Annotated in this window: 18 protein-coding genes and 1 pseudogene; 13 read left to right on the top strand and 6 right to left on the bottom strand. The window is 58.3% G+C overall.

Annotation, left to right across the window (positions count from 1 at the left end; translation table 11 throughout):
* Window positions 1-52: 52 nt before the first annotated feature.
* On the top strand, window positions 53-301 hold the full coding sequence (locus tag F8N62_RS22180; RefSeq protein WP_150712682.1) for a hypothetical protein: 249 nt from the start codon (window positions 53-55) through the stop codon (window positions 299-301).
* Here F8N62_RS22180 and F8N62_RS22175 read toward each other — a convergent pair.
* Both F8N62_RS22175 and F8N62_RS22165 read right to left on the bottom strand, forming a co-directional pair.
* Window positions 275-481: a hypothetical protein gene (locus tag F8N62_RS22175; RefSeq protein WP_150712681.1), complete on the bottom strand. Its 207-nt coding sequence runs from the start codon at window positions 479-481 to the stop codon at window positions 275-277. The two genes, F8N62_RS22180 and F8N62_RS22175, sit on opposite strands and share 27 nt — an antisense overlap.
* Before the next feature lie 407 nt (window positions 482-888).
* On the bottom strand, window positions 889-1,170 hold the full coding sequence (locus F8N62_RS22165; protein WP_150712679.1) for a hypothetical protein: 282 nt from the start codon (window positions 1,168-1,170) through the stop codon (window positions 889-891).
* Window positions 1,171-1,304: 134 nt separating this feature from the next.
* Here F8N62_RS22165 and F8N62_RS22160 point away from each other — a divergent pair, with 134 nt between their 5' ends.
* Window positions 1,305-3,218: a DNA cytosine methyltransferase gene (locus F8N62_RS22160; protein WP_150712678.1), complete on the top strand. Its 1,914-nt coding sequence runs from the start codon at window positions 1,305-1,307 to the stop codon at window positions 3,216-3,218.
* 19 nt (window positions 3,219-3,237) lie between these two features.
* Here the strand turns inward: F8N62_RS22160 and F8N62_RS22155 are convergent, their stop codons facing one another.
* Entirely contained in the window at window positions 3,238-3,432 is a 195-nt protein-coding gene (locus F8N62_RS22155) for a hypothetical protein (protein WP_150712677.1), read from the bottom strand.
* 107 nt (window positions 3,433-3,539) lie between these two features.
* Here F8N62_RS22155 and F8N62_RS31550 point away from each other — a divergent pair, with 107 nt between their 5' ends.
* The 3 genes and pseudogenes from F8N62_RS31550 to F8N62_RS22140 all read left to right on the top strand — a co-directional run bounded on the left by F8N62_RS31550 (window position 3,540) and on the right by F8N62_RS22140 (window position 5,858).
* A complete protein-coding gene (locus F8N62_RS31550) occupies window positions 3,540-4,022 on the top strand; it encodes a hypothetical protein (RefSeq protein ID WP_191632422.1) in 483 nt (160 codons plus the stop codon).
* Between the two features lie 158 nt (window positions 4,023-4,180).
* Window positions 4,181-4,675 carry a hypothetical protein gene (locus tag F8N62_RS22145; protein ID WP_150712676.1) on the top strand — a complete coding sequence of 165 codons (495 nt, stop codon included), beginning with the start codon at window positions 4,181-4,183 and terminating at the stop codon, window positions 4,673-4,675.
* Between the two features lie 46 nt (window positions 4,676-4,721).
* Window positions 4,722-5,858: pseudogene (locus tag F8N62_RS22140) on the top strand (DNA-methyltransferase).
* Window positions 5,859-5,990: 132 nt separating this feature from the next.
* Here the strand turns inward: F8N62_RS22140 and F8N62_RS22135 are convergent.
* A complete protein-coding gene (locus F8N62_RS22135; protein WP_150712748.1) occupies window positions 5,991-6,326 on the bottom strand; it encodes a hypothetical protein in 336 nt (111 codons plus the stop codon).
* Between the two features lie 167 nt (window positions 6,327-6,493).
* On the opposite strand from F8N62_RS22135, the gene F8N62_RS31955 reads away from it, so the two are divergent.
* The 4 genes from F8N62_RS31955 (at window position 6,494) to F8N62_RS22120 (ending at window position 8,924) form a co-directional block, all read left to right on the top strand.
* On the top strand, window positions 6,494-6,835 hold the full coding sequence (locus F8N62_RS31955) for a hypothetical protein (RefSeq protein ID WP_224791394.1): 342 nt from the start codon (window positions 6,494-6,496) through the stop codon (window positions 6,833-6,835).
* The gene (locus tag F8N62_RS22130) at window positions 6,739-7,884 is read left to right on the top strand and encodes a site-specific integrase (protein WP_224791401.1); all 1,146 of its coding nucleotides are present in this window, start codon (window positions 6,739-6,741) and stop codon (window positions 7,882-7,884) included. Before F8N62_RS31955 ends, F8N62_RS22130 begins: the two co-directional genes overlap by 97 nt.
* Before the next feature lie 22 nt (window positions 7,885-7,906).
* A complete protein-coding gene (gene folE / locus F8N62_RS22125; protein WP_085701133.1) occupies window positions 7,907-8,452 on the top strand; it encodes a GTP cyclohydrolase I FolE in 546 nt (181 codons plus the stop codon).
* A 100-nt stretch (window positions 8,453-8,552) separates the two neighbouring features.
* Window positions 8,553-8,924 carry a glutathione S-transferase N-terminal domain-containing protein gene (locus F8N62_RS22120; protein ID WP_150712674.1) on the top strand — a complete coding sequence of 124 codons (372 nt, stop codon included), beginning with the start codon at window positions 8,553-8,555 and terminating at the stop codon, window positions 8,922-8,924.
* A 65-nt stretch (window positions 8,925-8,989) separates the two neighbouring features.
* Here the strand turns inward: F8N62_RS22120 and F8N62_RS22115 are convergent, their stop codons facing one another.
* The gene (locus tag F8N62_RS22115; RefSeq protein ID WP_150712673.1) at window positions 8,990-9,220 is read right to left on the bottom strand and encodes a hypothetical protein; all 231 of its coding nucleotides are present in this window, start codon (window positions 9,218-9,220) and stop codon (window positions 8,990-8,992) included.
* Between the two features lie 123 nt (window positions 9,221-9,343).
* Between F8N62_RS22115 and F8N62_RS22110 the strand changes: the two genes are divergently transcribed.
* Both F8N62_RS22110 and F8N62_RS22105 read left to right on the top strand, forming a co-directional pair.
* Window positions 9,344-10,693 carry an NCS2 family permease gene (locus F8N62_RS22110; RefSeq protein ID WP_150712672.1) on the top strand — a complete coding sequence of 450 codons (1,350 nt, stop codon included), beginning with the start codon at window positions 9,344-9,346 and terminating at the stop codon, window positions 10,691-10,693.
* Window positions 10,694-10,772: 79 nt separating this feature from the next.
* On the top strand, window positions 10,773-11,399 hold the full coding sequence (locus F8N62_RS22105; RefSeq protein ID WP_150712671.1) for a LysE family translocator: 627 nt from the start codon (window positions 10,773-10,775) through the stop codon (window positions 11,397-11,399).
* Between the two features lie 185 nt (window positions 11,400-11,584).
* On the opposite strand, the gene uraH is transcribed toward F8N62_RS22105, so the two are convergent.
* Window positions 11,585-11,938 carry a hydroxyisourate hydrolase gene (gene uraH, locus F8N62_RS22100; RefSeq protein WP_010456673.1) on the bottom strand — a complete coding sequence of 118 codons (354 nt, stop codon included), beginning with the start codon at window positions 11,936-11,938 and terminating at the stop codon, window positions 11,585-11,587.
* A 419-nt stretch (window positions 11,939-12,357) separates the two neighbouring features.
* Between uraH and puuE the strand changes: the two genes are divergently transcribed.
* The gene (puuE, locus tag F8N62_RS22095; protein ID WP_150712670.1) at window positions 12,358-13,284 is read left to right on the top strand and encodes an allantoinase PuuE; all 927 of its coding nucleotides are present in this window, start codon (window positions 12,358-12,360) and stop codon (window positions 13,282-13,284) included.
* Window positions 13,281-13,796: a 2-oxo-4-hydroxy-4-carboxy-5-ureidoimidazoline decarboxylase gene (gene uraD / locus F8N62_RS22090; protein WP_150712669.1), complete on the top strand. Its 516-nt coding sequence runs from the start codon at window positions 13,281-13,283 to the stop codon at window positions 13,794-13,796. Before puuE ends, uraD begins: the two co-directional genes overlap by 4 nt.
* The last annotated feature ends 20 nt before the right edge of the window (window positions 13,797-13,816 follow it).

Raw genomic sequence — 13,816 nt, 5'->3', positions numbered from 1 at the left:
AAACGACAGACCTGGCTGGGAATCCCGGCCAGCGGAATAGAAGAGGTAAGCCATGGCCAAATCTCCAACCGAGCGCAAACGCGACCAGCGCGAGCGGGACAAGATGAGCGAGGCCGACAAAGAAGCGGCTCTGCTGTCACGCCAGATTGTCACGAAGCTCTATCACAGCGATGACGCCGCCCTGAAGCGGGTCATGTCCAGGGCAAGGATCGACGAAGAGCAAGACCTAATTTCCCGCTTCATTCGTGGCGCCGACCGCATGACTGACGAGCAATTAGCGGCGCACATTCGTATCGCGTGACATGTCGCCGTGACGTCGAATATCAGATAGGCCGACCAGATCTCGCCACCGAGCAAGATCACCGATCAACTTGAGCCCGCTTCGAGCCTGAGCCTCTAACTGATCGTCGGGGAGAGTGAGCAGCCGCACAACCTCATCGCCGATCAGGCGTATCGCTTCCACATCGGTTTTCGTGCTCATCGCAATCACCGTCGAGCCATTACAGCTTCTGCGGACACTAACCTTTCTTGCCTGACGGAGCATTGCCCCTGGCCCCGCCAGAAGGGTTCTGGGTTGTGCTTGGCCAATTACCACCTGGTCCGGGATGACTCGAAGGTCCGCGAGAAGAGCTGCCAGATCCTTTACTCGATCCACCTGAGTTACTTGAGCTTTTACCACCGCCACCTTTGGACATGATGATTTCCTCGGTAATGGGAGCAGCCCATTGAGAATAGGTCATCACGGGGTCACTTATGGCCCGCCTGTCCGCACACACCACTTCAACGTCGGCCGTTTCCTCTCTATCTGCTGAGCGATATTCAAAAAAGGCATGTCCATCTGCGCCGCGCCGCCGAGCCGGGCTTCCGCAATCCGACCTCTAAGTGGCGTTAACTCCGCGTGTATTTGAATTTGCCAAACTCAATGTTGGTGCCCTTTTGAGTAAGGCGATAAATACAGTATCCAGCGCCTGCAGCAGCAGCAACGCCCAAGGCAATTTTCGGATTGGATACGATCGCACCAACTACAGCCGTGCCGGCGGAACCAATCATCTCTTTATGCTGCGCAACTTGATTTAGTAAATGTGCAGCCGCACCGACGGCACCAACACCCATGACAACGGTGCCCGCATCAAGTGGGCGACCGGACTCATGATCAATAGTGTCACTCATGTTGCTACTCCCGCTGGTTAGGCATCAAAACGCCATCTCTATAAAACACCAATTTCACCGCTTTGGCCACTGACGCCTTCAGTCAGGTCCACTCACTTCACTCAACGAATCACGCCAGCCGGCGAGGATCCTCTATGTCCGCACAACAGAAGAAACACCAGTTCATCCATGGCCAGCCGAGCATGGGCCTGCCGTTCGAAAAGGAACTGGTGGTGGACCTGTTCGCCGGCGGCGGTGGCGCCAGCACCGGCATTGCACGGGCTTACCGGGAGCCGGATGTCGCGGTAAACCACAACCCTATCGCCCTGGCTGTGCACCGCGCAAACCACCCGGCCACGGCCCACTATGTTGCTGACGTGTTCGAGGTTGACCCGGCGCTGGCCACCGGCGGCCAGCCGGTCGGCATCCTCTGGGCCTCGCCTGACTGCCGCCACCACAGCAAGGCAAAGGGTGGAGCTCCACGCGATCGAGGTGTTCGCGGTCTGGCTTGGGTGGTGGTGCGCTGGGCCCATGCAACTCGGCCGCGCCTGATGTTCTTAGAGAACGTTGAGGAGTTCTGCGACTGGGGGCCAATCGACGAATTCGGTCAGCCGATCAAGGCAGAGCGCGGGCGCACCTTCAAGTCATTCATTGCCGCGCTGAGCACCGGCCTTGCCGCTGATCACCCGGACATGGCCGAGATTATGGAATCGATCGGCGAGTTCGTGCCGGTGGAAGCGCTGGTGCGCGGGCTGGGCTACAACGTTGAATGGCGCGAGCGCATCGCCGCAAATGCGGGCGCCCCAACCATCCGCAAACGCTTGTACCTGGTGGCCCGCAGTGACGGCAAGGCCATCGTCTGGCCGGCGGCGAAGCGTCACAAAGTCCCGACGGGCAAACAGCAGCCATGGCGCAGCGCAGCTGAGTGCATCGACTGGAGCAACTTGGGGCGCACCATTTTCCGCGACAAGCCGATGGCTGTGAACACGATGCGGCGCGTGGCCAAGGGCTGCTGGCGACATGTGCTGACCAGCATGAAGCCCTTCATTGTCCCGATGCGGGGAACCTCGGCAGCGCACACCAGCACTCACGGCACGGATGAAGCACTTTCGACCGTCAGCGCCGGCGGCACGCACCACGCTCTGGTACAGCCTGTCGCCGCGCCATTCCTCACCGAGTGCGCCAACGGCTCAGCACAACGAAACTTCAGCGCGGCCGAACCGTTGCGCACGCAGGTCGCCCAAGTCAAGGGTGGACACTTCGCGCTGGCGGCATGTCACCTGACCCATCTCACACATCACGGCGAGCGCAGCGGTTACTCCCCGGACGATGCGTTCCGCACGGTTACTGGCGCCAACCGCGGCGAGCAAGCGCTTGTCGCCGCAAACATGGTTACCCTGCGGAAAGGATCGGTTGGGGCAGACGTTGCCAACCCGCTCGGGGTGGTAGCAACCAGCACCGGGCACCATGCGATATCGACTGCGTTCTTCGAGCAGGCGAACGGTGGTTCCTACGATGGTGATGGTCGCGCCGCCGACTCGCCGCTCTCAACCATCTGCCAATCCGGCGCCAACCAGCGACTGGTGAACGCCTACCTGGTGAAGTACTACGGCAACGAAAAGGACGGCATTTCGCTCACTGAGCCGATGCACACCCTGCCCACGAAGGACCGTGTTGCACTGGTCGAGGTTGTGCAGGTGCCGGACACGCTGACGCCGGAGCAGATGGAAGGCGCCCGCCGCTGCGCCGCCTTCATGCATGAGTACTTGCCGGAGCACTTCAAAGACCCAGCCGAGATGGTCATGGTCGGCGGCTATGTGCTGGTGGACATCACCCTGCGCATGCTGCAGCCGCCTGAGTTGAAGGCGGCGCAGGGCTTCGACAAAGGCTACATCATCGACCGCGGGCTGTTCGTTGACCCGGTCACCGGCGCCGAAGAGTGGCGTGACATCAACAAGACAGACCAGGTCCGACTGATCGGCAACAGCGTCTGTCCGGACGAAGCCGAAGCATTGGTCGCGGCCAACGCCTCCGACATCATCGAGCTTTATCAGCGCCTTGCAGCTTGAGCACAGACTCCAAATGAACTTACAACATATGAAATACGGCCTTCTCTAACGCTTCTTCTGGGGAGTCTGCAACGAACCAAACCGAAACCTCAGCATCTGGCGCCTTTAATTGCTCCCTTACCTCCATGGCCTTGTCATAGCTGTATGGCCCTTTCAGTACGATATTGCTACCGCCATCCTTAAGTCGAAATCCGAACCAATAGTTGTCTTTCAAATCAATCTCCTTGAGCCGACCTCGTGCCGACCTCATGCCGGCCTTTTGCGACTTACTGAGTCAAATGATAACTCCATAGCCCGGGCATGGCCCGGCAGGGATTCTCCATGAGCGAAGTTCATCGATACAAAGTCGTGAAAATGCTTTCCGGTGATGGAAACCGCATTAGCTACGACCCTCACGGGCCAGAGGTTGTGATGGCTGCCGAATTCGACCGTGTTACCGCCGAGCGTGACGCCCTGCAGCAGCGCCTGAACGCAGCGGATCAGCGGATTGATGAGCTGACCACCAATCACCATGCAGGCTCGGTTTGCAGGGGATCTGTCGCAATGGGTACCGCGTGCGGTAGGTGTGAGCGCTGTGCCACGTTGAAGATTGCAGCGTCAGCGAAGTCCGGCGGCGAAGTGAAGTTCAAGGGCATGATCGAGACTGCGTGCGGCACGTTCGCCATCATGATCGATGAAGCTAACGTTCACTACGGCTGGACGTTTCAACGCCATCCAGATGGCATGTGGGTGTCAGGGCGCAAAGCTACTGAGGCTGAAATGAACGCCGCCCGCGCTCACGCAAAGATTCTCGCCCTTTTTTGAATCTCCGCTATCTAAAGTCAGCTGAATCCTGACAGGAGTACATCTGTACTCCATCCGAGAAAATCTTAACACCGCTGCGAAAATCTTAATTTCCGACGCCCTCCCCTAAATTTCGTTAACCAACTCAAAGTCAGCCGCTATTGCGGCAAGGAGCCCCCATGCTTGATGCAAACATCCATCACTCACTGAACACGCTCACTGCAAGCCAGACGGCCAAGCTTCTGGTGATGCATCACGGAATCGATGCTTTCGGCTACAAGTACGACAGCGTGGGCGATGCACCAAATGGCCTCGTTACGCTTGAAGATTTGGCGTCCATGTCCGGCGAGGATCTGGATCAGCTTTACGATGAGAGCTCGCACGATGATGCGGTGAACGAGGTGCGTTACAGCGCAGTGGCCGCCCCTGGAGTTCCGTCTTGGTGCCACTACAGCTGGGAGCGAAACTACGATGTCGATGTGAAGGCCTTCATTCTGCCCGATGGCCGCGCGCTCGCCTTTTGTGAGATGAGCGGCGGTGGAAAGCATGGCGAGCCAGACGCGTACCCCTGGGTCGAAGAGGCAAAATTCATCAAGGTCTCCGGCGTCGAAGAGCGCGTCATCAAGACTTACAAGTTCGAGGATATTCCAGAGGCCTCAGAGGTGACGCCATGATCGCCCTCGCCTACATGGCCTGGCTCATCTACTCGGGGCCACGGCGATGACAGAACAGCACCGCATTCTGGTTGGTGATTGCATCGACATGATGCGGACGCTGCCAGACCAATCAGTCCAAACGTGCATTACCAGCCCGCCCTACTTCGGTTTGCGCGATTACGGTGTCGACGGGCAGATCGGCCTCGAGCAAACACCGGCCGAGTTCATCTCCCGTTTGGTCGACGTGTTCCGCGAAGTGCGTCGAGTACTCCGCGACGACGGAACGGCTTGAGTGAACATGGGTGACAGCTACGCCGGAAGCTGGGGCGCCCACGGCCGCGACGATATGGGCGTCGGCGTCTCAACTATCAGCCAGCGCCAGGTGATGGCATCACAGCGAAAAGCGAAAGCTACCACCCACGCAGAGTACAAGCCGAAGGATCTGATGGGCATGCCTTGGCGCCTCGCCTTCGCGCTACAGGACGACGGCTGGTATCTGCGTCAGGACATCATCTGGCACAAGCCGAACCCAATGCCTGAGTCGACGCGGGACCGGTGCACCAAGGCTCATGAGTACATCTTTCTGCTCAGCAAGGCGCGGCGGTACCACTGCGACATGGAGGCGATACGCGAGCCGGCGATTTATGGCGCCACGCCCACCGGCGTCGGTTTCGGTCACGGGTTCGACGCCGTGACGAAGCCGCGGGCAACGGTACCGACCGGCTGGGATACCTCAACCGGTGACGGTGGACACGGCGCTTTTCACAAAGAAGGCGCGGAGCGTGCTCGGCGCGATAGTTTCAAGCGAGAGGATTCGAAGCGAGAGCTGGCGATCCCCGGCCAGAACAAAGGCACGCACCGTCCCGACCGAAAGGAAAGCACATGGGACACCGCGACGAGGAACAAACGTAGCGTGTGGACCGTGGCAACCCACAGTTTCAAAGACGCTCACTTCGCCACCTTCCCCCCGGACCTCATCCGCCCATGCGTTTTGGCTGGGGCTCCTCGCGGGGGCGTAGTGCTGGACCCTTTCGGCGGCGCCGGTACCACAGCGGTGGTCGCCATGCAGGAGGGCCGCAAGTCGATCCTCTGCGAACTCAACCCAGACTATGCCGCCATGGCTGAACGCCGGATCTCGGCGGCCTGGCTCGACGGCGCGGCACAGATGGACGTGTTTCACGATTCAGCGCCAGCCGCATAACCCCTCTTCCACCTACCAGCCTGCCGGTGAACGGCGGGCGAGGATTTCAATGACAGAAACGCGAGGTTGTAGCAGTGAGTGGTAGCCAGCGCTTACGTATTCGAGCAATTAAGTGCCGGCTACCGATTAATTTTAAGCTGCAGATGTTCTCTGGGTCTGAGGAGTCAATGGAAGACCGGCACTTGGCGCACCTCCTATTACTACATTGCCGGACGCAACTGCACGTGCTCGACCAACACCCCAAGCAAGCGCAGTAGTCATAGTGTCGTTCGGCAGATGGTCGTGTGCTTCTTCAAATATCGCTAATCCACTTTTATCGTAAATTCCGATAAAAAGCTGTGTTCTTCCTCTCCTGGAAACCCTTGCCTGAACATCAATGATGGTGCCGTCACTAAGCACTTCGTCATGCATGCGGCAATGCAGCTCGCAGTCCGCCCAGATCCAATATTTGGAGCCTCTACGCATCATCTTTGCGGCCTCCTTCTGTTCGAGTTTCGATAAATCAGAGAAGAAATAATTAGTACAAAAACCAAGCAGTGTCAATTTCCAAAAGCGCCATTCGTCTGGCGCCTTTTGGCACGCAATTTCACCTTCTCCCCCACCTTCTGCCGCCACGCGCGGCATGGAGCATCATCATGGCATCAGCAGAACAGATACCGGTTGAGTACCTGTCCGACAAGGTCGCCGAGAAAAACTTCGCGGAGATGGTCGGGACCACCAGGCGCGCCCTCCAGGGTAAGCGCCAGCGCAACATCATCCCGAAAGGGGTGTGGAACGAAATCGACGGGCAAATCTATTACAGCATCAGGAGATATGAGGCATGGCTAGAAAGCCTATGGGATTGCCCGCCGGAGTTGAATTCGCAGGTCAATCAGTCCGCATTCGCTTCACCTGGCAATTCCGGCGGTGCGAGACCCTCGCCTATTCCCAAACGCCAAAAGGCATTAAAGCGGCCGCAGATCTACGCGCTACAGTAATCAGCCTCATTAAGCACGGCGTGATGGACGATCAGCGTTACGCCGAGCTTTTCCCGAACTCCACTTACTCAACCTACTCCGCGACGCCGTTGTTCGGTGGCTACGCGCAAACCTGGCTGGACAGTCGGGAAGTCGTCGGGGGCACTCGGAAAAACTACCGGATATCCCTAAACCTTTACTGGATGCCGCACCTGGCACTGCTTCCGATCGACCAGATCAATTCGGCGATGATCCGAAAGATCGCCGGCGAGACGAAGTGGAAGTCGTCGACCGTGAAGCGTTCGGCGATTCAACGGCTGCACACCATGTTCGAATGCGCTGTGAACGATGAGTTGATTACCCGGAATCCGGTCGGCTCGATTGAGCTGCCGGCGAAAGCGAAGAAACCGGTGGATCCTTTCGCGGTGGTAGAGGCGGACGTGATCATCGCGCACCTATATAAGGAGCTGACCGGTTCGATGCAGGTATACGCGGCCTACTTTGAATTCGCGTTTTATACCGGCATGCGGCCAAGTGAGATAGCGGCGTTGCGCTGGGATGAGGTGGATACAGAGGGGCGTGTCGCCAACGTATGCAGAATCGTGGCTGACTACAAAATAGAGGAGCGCACGAAAACCCGCGAGGCGCGGCGAGTCATGCTGAACAGCAGGGCATTAAATGCGGTTGAGGTGGCCAAGGGTGTGGCCGAATTGAGGGGTAAACAGAGCCGGCGCCAGCACAAACAATCGCCGTACGTTTTCCCACCGACCAAGAACTTTGAGTTCATCCAGCAGGCCAGCGTGACGGACAAACATTTCAAGGCGGCGCTGGTCGCCTTGAAGATCAGGGGTAGACGGCAATACAACTGCCGGCACACTTACGCTACCATGTGCCTAATGGCAGGCATGAACCTTGGGTTCATTGCGAATCAGCTCGGCCACAGCGTGCAAATGCTGCTGTCGACATACGCCCGGTGGATCAATTCCAGTGAAGACTGGAGCGAAGTCGGGAAGCTCGAACAAAGCCTGATTGGTACAAAATTGGTACAGACCGAAACCGTACCCCTCTAGAACCCATACGGAATAAAGCTCTGTGACATTGGAACAGAATTACACCGCGATTCTCGGCCAATTGGGCGAGGACGTTTCCCGCGAGGGCCTGCGCGACACGCCAAAACGTGCCGCCAAAGCCATGCAATACCTCTGCCGCGGTTACGAACAGACACTGGAAGAAGTCACCAACGGTGCCTTGTTCAGCTCTGACAACAGCGAAATGGTGCTGGTGAAGGACATCGAGCTGTACTCGTTGTGCGAACACCACCTGCTGCCGTTTATCGGCAAGGCGCACGTCGCTTACATTCCGAGCGGCAAGGTGTTGGGCCTGTCGAAAGTCGCGCGGATTGTCGACATGTACGCGCGCCGCCTGCAGATCCAGGAAAACCTCAGCCGCCAGATCGCCGATGCGGTCCAGCAGGTTACGGGTGCCCTGGGTGTTGCAGTGGTGATCGAAGCCAAGCACATGTGCATGATGATGCGCGGCGTGGAGAAGCAGAACTCGTCGATGATCACCTCGGTGATGCTCGGTGAGTTCCGCGAAAACGCCGCCACCCGCAGCGAGTTTCTCAGCCTGATCAAGTAATTCGCGACACAAGGAAAAACCGGCATTCATCGCCGGTTTTTTTTCGCCTGCGAAAATCAGGTAAGCTGCGCGCCTTCTTTCGCCCCGTGAGGCTTGTCCCGTGTTCGTTAAAGCGCTTCGTGTCGGCCTTGGCCAACTGATCATTCTCATCGACTTCATCACCCGCCCTGGCAAGAAGCAGCGCCCCGCTGCCGCCCAGGCGCAAGTGGAAGCGGCCGCCAGGGACCTGACGCTGTATCAGTTCCACGCCTGCCCGTTCTGCGTAAAAACCCGCCGCACCCTGCGCCGTTTGAATGTGCCGGTGGCGTTGCGTGATGCGAAGAACAATGAACAGGATCGTCAGACCCTGCTGGAGCAGGGTGGCAAGATCAAGGTGCCGTGCCTGCGCATTGAAGAGAATGGCCAGACGACCTGGATGTATGAGTCCAAAGTGATCATTGATTATCTGGATAAGCGGTTCGCGGCGGCCTGAGGTTTTTGCGGCGCTTGAACTGACGCTATCGCGAGCAAGCTCGCTCCCACAGTAGTTGGGTGTGTTCACAAAACCTGTGGGAGCGGGCTTGCCCCGGGCGGCGTTCCGACGATGGCCAGCACCCCCATTGCAAACCCCGAACAGAAGACAAACCGGCCGATCGCCGGTTTTTTTTCGTCCACAAACCGGCGGTAGACGGCTCGCCAAAGCATCCCACCCGCCGATATATCCCTATCGCCGAACTTATCGTCAACAATATCAAAAACATTATTTGCATTTTTTGTATACAAAAGCATAATCCACTGCGTGCGAGTTTCTGACCGTGCAGTCAACAAATTCGCAAATGCCTCAAAGGGTCGCTGCCACCCTCATGGGTCCGGCCCTGGAAATAACAATAAAACTCTTGAGGAGTATTCGCTGTGGAAAGCCGCAAATCCGAAGCCCCGACGCTCGAACTCTCGCCGCCGTTACGCAATGGCTGGCTGGAGCGCATCTTCAAATTCAGCTTGCATGGCACCACGGTGAAGACCGAGTTGATTGCCGGCCTGACCACCTTCATCACCATGGCTTACATCATCTTCGTCAACCCCAACATCATGGCCGACGCCGGGATCGATCACGGCGCCGCATTCGTTGCGACCTGCATCGCTGCCGCGCTGGGTTGCCTGTTGATGGGCCTCTACGCCAACTGGCCGGTTGGCCTGGCGCCGGGCATGGGCTTGAACGCGTTTTTCACTTACACCGTGGTCGGCACCATGGGCTACAACTGGGAAACCGCCCTTGGCGCGGTGTTCGTTTCCGGTGTGCTGTTCATGATCCTGACCTTTTCGCGGATTCGCGAGTGGCTGCTCAACAGCATTCCGGTGAGCCTGCGCTACGCCATGGGCGCCGGCGTGGGTTTGTTTCTTGGGCTGATCGGCTTGAAAACAGCCGGCATCGTCGTCGATAGCCCGGCCACGCTGATCAAGCTGGGCTCGTTGCGCGAACCGGGGCCGTTGCTCGCCGCCGTCTGTTTCCTGATGATCGCCGTGCTCAGCTACCACAGGGTGTTTGGCGCCATCCTCATCAGCATCATCACCGTGACTCTCGCCGGTTGGGGCCTGGGCCTCGTCCACTACGAAGGCATCATGTCGGCCCCGCCGAGCCTGGCGCCGACCTGGATGGCGATGAACGTTGCCGGCGTGTTCAACGTCAGCATGATCAGCGTGGTGCTGGCGTTCCTCTTCGTGCACATGTTCGACACCGCCGGCACCCTGATGGGCGTCGCCCAGCGCGCCAATCTGGTCAACGCTGACGGCCGCATCGAAAACCTCTCCCGCGCGATGAAAGCTGACAGTGCGTCCAGCGTATTCGGGGCCGTGGTCGGTGTGCCTCCCGTCACCAGTTACGTGGAAAGTGCCGCGGGGGTTGCTGCGGGGGGTCGCACGGGTCTTACTGCCGTGACCGTCGGTGTGCTATTTATCGCAGCCATGTTCTTCGCACCGCTCGCCGGCATGATCCCCGCCTACGCCACCGCCGGCGCGCTGATTTACGTGGCGATGCTAATGATGGGCGGCATGGCCCACATCGAATGGGACGAAGCGACCGACAGCATTCCGGCGATCGTCACCGCGATCATGATGCCGCTGACATTCTCGGTCGCCGACGGTATCGCACTGGGCTTTATCACCTACGTGGTGCTGAAGGCCTTCACCGGTAAGCACAAGGAAATTTCTGTCAGCTTGTGGGTGCTCTGCGCGATCTTCATCGCCAAGTTCATCTTCCTGTAAGCCGTCTACGATTTAAAAACAGTGATTCAAAACAGCCTCACCCGGTCGGGTGAGGCTTTTGTGCAAATGGAGGAAAGTGATGAGTCTGGAAACCTGGCTGCTGTTCAGCGGCGCTGCGCTGGTGGTGATCCTGATCCCGGGGCCGCTGTCTTTGCTGATGATCAGCAACAGTCTGAATTACGGTTTGCGCCGCTCTTATCCGGCGTTTCTCGGCGGCGTGGTTGCTTCGATCTGCTTGCTGAGCGCCTCGGCCCTGGGCCTGGGCGCGTTGTTGCTGGCGTCGGAACAGCTGTTCAGCGCGCTGAAAATCGTCGGAGCGCTGTACCTGTTCTATCTCGCCTGGCAGAGCTGGCAGCAATCGCGTCAACCCTCGGTCGGCGCTGAAGTACCGCAGGCTGCGCCGGTGCCGCGCTTTCGTGCGCTGTTCGGCCGCGCTTTCGTGCTGGGCGCGAGCAACCCGAAAGACATTCTGTTTTTCGCCGCATTCCTGCCGCAGTTCCTGAGCGCGCAACAGCCGTTCCTGCCGCAGCTGCTGGTGATGATTGCGACCTGGACCGTGCTGGATCTGCTGTGCAAATTGGCTTATGGACTTGGCGCGCATGGTGCGGCGCGGTATCTGCGCAGTGGCAAGGGTCAGAGTTGGTTCAATCGGGTGAGTGCGGGGTTGTTCAGTGGCGCGGGCGCTGCATCTTTGTTGAGCCGCTAACGGCAAGATCAAGAGATCGCAGCCTTCGGCAGCCCCTACAGGTGGACCCAAAACCGTGTAGGAGCTGCCGCAGGCTGCGATCTTTGGCTTTCCACAGGGCAAAAAAAAGCCCGCAGTGTGAGCGGGCGAAAGACCAAAGAAGCTATATGCGCAGTCGCTTCTCGGAGGGGGCAGCTGCTGGGGGATCAGCTGCCCCGGTACGTGGAATAGCTGTACGGCGAAATCAGCAGTGGCACATGGTAGTGATCCTGTTCCGCAGAGATGCCAAAGCGCAGCACCACGACGTCCAGAAACGCCGGTTCCGGTAGCTGAACGCCACGGGCGCGGTAATAGTCGCCCGCATGAAACTGAACCTGATAAACACCGCTGCGGTAGTCATCGCCTTGCAGCAGCGGTGCGTCGACACGGCCGTCGCTGTTGGTGATTGCGCTGGCGACCAATTCCAGCTGCGAGCCTTCAACGCGGTACAGCTCGACCTTGATCGAGCTGCCCGGGCAACCGTGTGCAGCGTCCAAAACGTGTGTTGTCAAACGTCCCATTGATTCTGCGCGCCTGCCTGCGTGGAGCAGTCAGGCCTCGCGCCTCCCGAAGTCAGTTGAAAGGAGACCGCACCGATTCGGAGCACGAAAAGCTGCGGCAAGCGACTGATTAAGACACTTTTACAAAAAATTGTACACAATAAAAACGACATTTTTACGGCAAGTGTCGTCATTCGAAGATTCCCATTGAATCTGATGCCAAACCATACGGTCAGCGGACCTTCCATCTATTAGCTGACCAGTCAGGCAGATTTCTTGCAATGGCGCTCTAAGATGACGGCTGATGAAAAATGCGAAAATTCAGGCTTACAAAGTTGATATAAAGTTGTATACAATCAGCCCATCGCTGTGACGCCAGCCTGTCTTCCCACTTCCAGGCACGCCACACAACCTGTTAACGAACAAGAAGGAAGACTGCAGTGAGCGCTGACTACCCACGCGACCTGATCGGTTACGGCAGTAACCCTCCTCACCCCCACTGGCCGGGCAATGCCCGCATCGCGTTGTCCTTCGTGCTCAATTACGAAGAAGGCGGCGAGCGCAATATCCTGCACGGCGATAAAGAATCTGAAGCCTTCCTCTCCGAAATGGTCTCGGCGCAGCCGCTGCAAGGCGCGCGCAACATGAGCATGGAATCGCTTTACGAGTATGGCAGCCGTGCCGGCGTCTGGCGGATTTTGAAGCTGTTCAAGGAGTTCGACATTCCGCTGACCATCTTCGCCGTGGCCATGGCCGCCCAGCGCCACCCGGACGTGATCCGCGCCATGGTCGATGCCGGCCACGAGATCTGCAGCCACGGCTACCGCTGGATCGACTACCAGTACATGGACGAAGCGCAGGAACGCGAGCACATGCTCGAAGCGATCCGTGTGCTCACCGAGATCACCGGTGAACGTCCGCTGGGCTGGTACACCGGCCGCACCGGCCCAAACACCCGTCGGCTGGTGATGGAAGAAGGCGGTTTCCTCTACGACTGCGATACCTACGACGACGATCTGCCCTACTGGGAACCGAACAACCCGACCGGCAAGCCGCATTTGGTGATCCCGTACACCCTGGACACCAACGACATGCGCTTCACCCAGGTTCAGGGTTTCAACAAGGGCGACGATTTCTTCGAATACCTCAAAGACGCGTTTGACGTGCTGTACGCCGAAGGCGCCGAAGCGCCGAAGATGCTCTCGATCGGCCTGCACTGCCGTTTGATCGGCCGTCCGGCGCGTCTGGCTTCGCTCAAGCGCTTTATCGAATACGCTAAAAGTCATGAACAGGTGTGGTTCAGCCGTCGCGTCGACATCGCTCGCCACTGGCATCAAACCCACCCGTACCAAGGGCCTGCACAATGAGCACCTTTCAAACCCTGAAACCTTCAAGCCTGAGCCGCGATGCCTTCGTCGCCGCTTTTGCCGACATCTACGAACATTCGCCATGGGTGGCCGAAAAGGCCTTCGACCTGGGCCAGGACGCTTCGATCGACCAGATTGAAACCCTGCACCAGCGCATGAGCGACATCCTGTTGAGCGCCGATCACGCCAGCCAGCTGGCACTGATCAACGCTCACCCGGACCTGGCCGGCAAAGCCGCCGTCCAGGGCCAACTGACCGAAGCCAGCACGAATGAACAGGCTGGCGCCGGTATTCACCAATGCACGGCCGAAGAGTTCCAGCGCTTCACCGAGCTGAACGACGCCTACAAAGCCAAGTTCAAGTTTCCCTTCATCATGGCGGTAAAAGGCAGCAACCGGCATCAGATCCTCGCAGCGTTCGAAACGCGCATTCACAACTCGGCAGACACCGAATTCAAATGCGCGCTGGCAGAGATCAACAAGATCGCCCTGTTCCGATTACTGACCCTATAAGCAAGCCTGGCCCGAGTGCT

Origin of the sequence: Pseudomonas fluorescens, from assembly GCF_902497785.1 — a bacterium.
In the GTDB taxonomy this organism is placed as follows: domain Bacteria; phylum Pseudomonadota; class Gammaproteobacteria; order Pseudomonadales; family Pseudomonadaceae; genus Aquipseudomonas; species Aquipseudomonas fluorescens_BO.
Note: the sequence above shows the minus strand (reverse complement) of the source record. Positions and strands in the feature narration are given on the sequence as shown.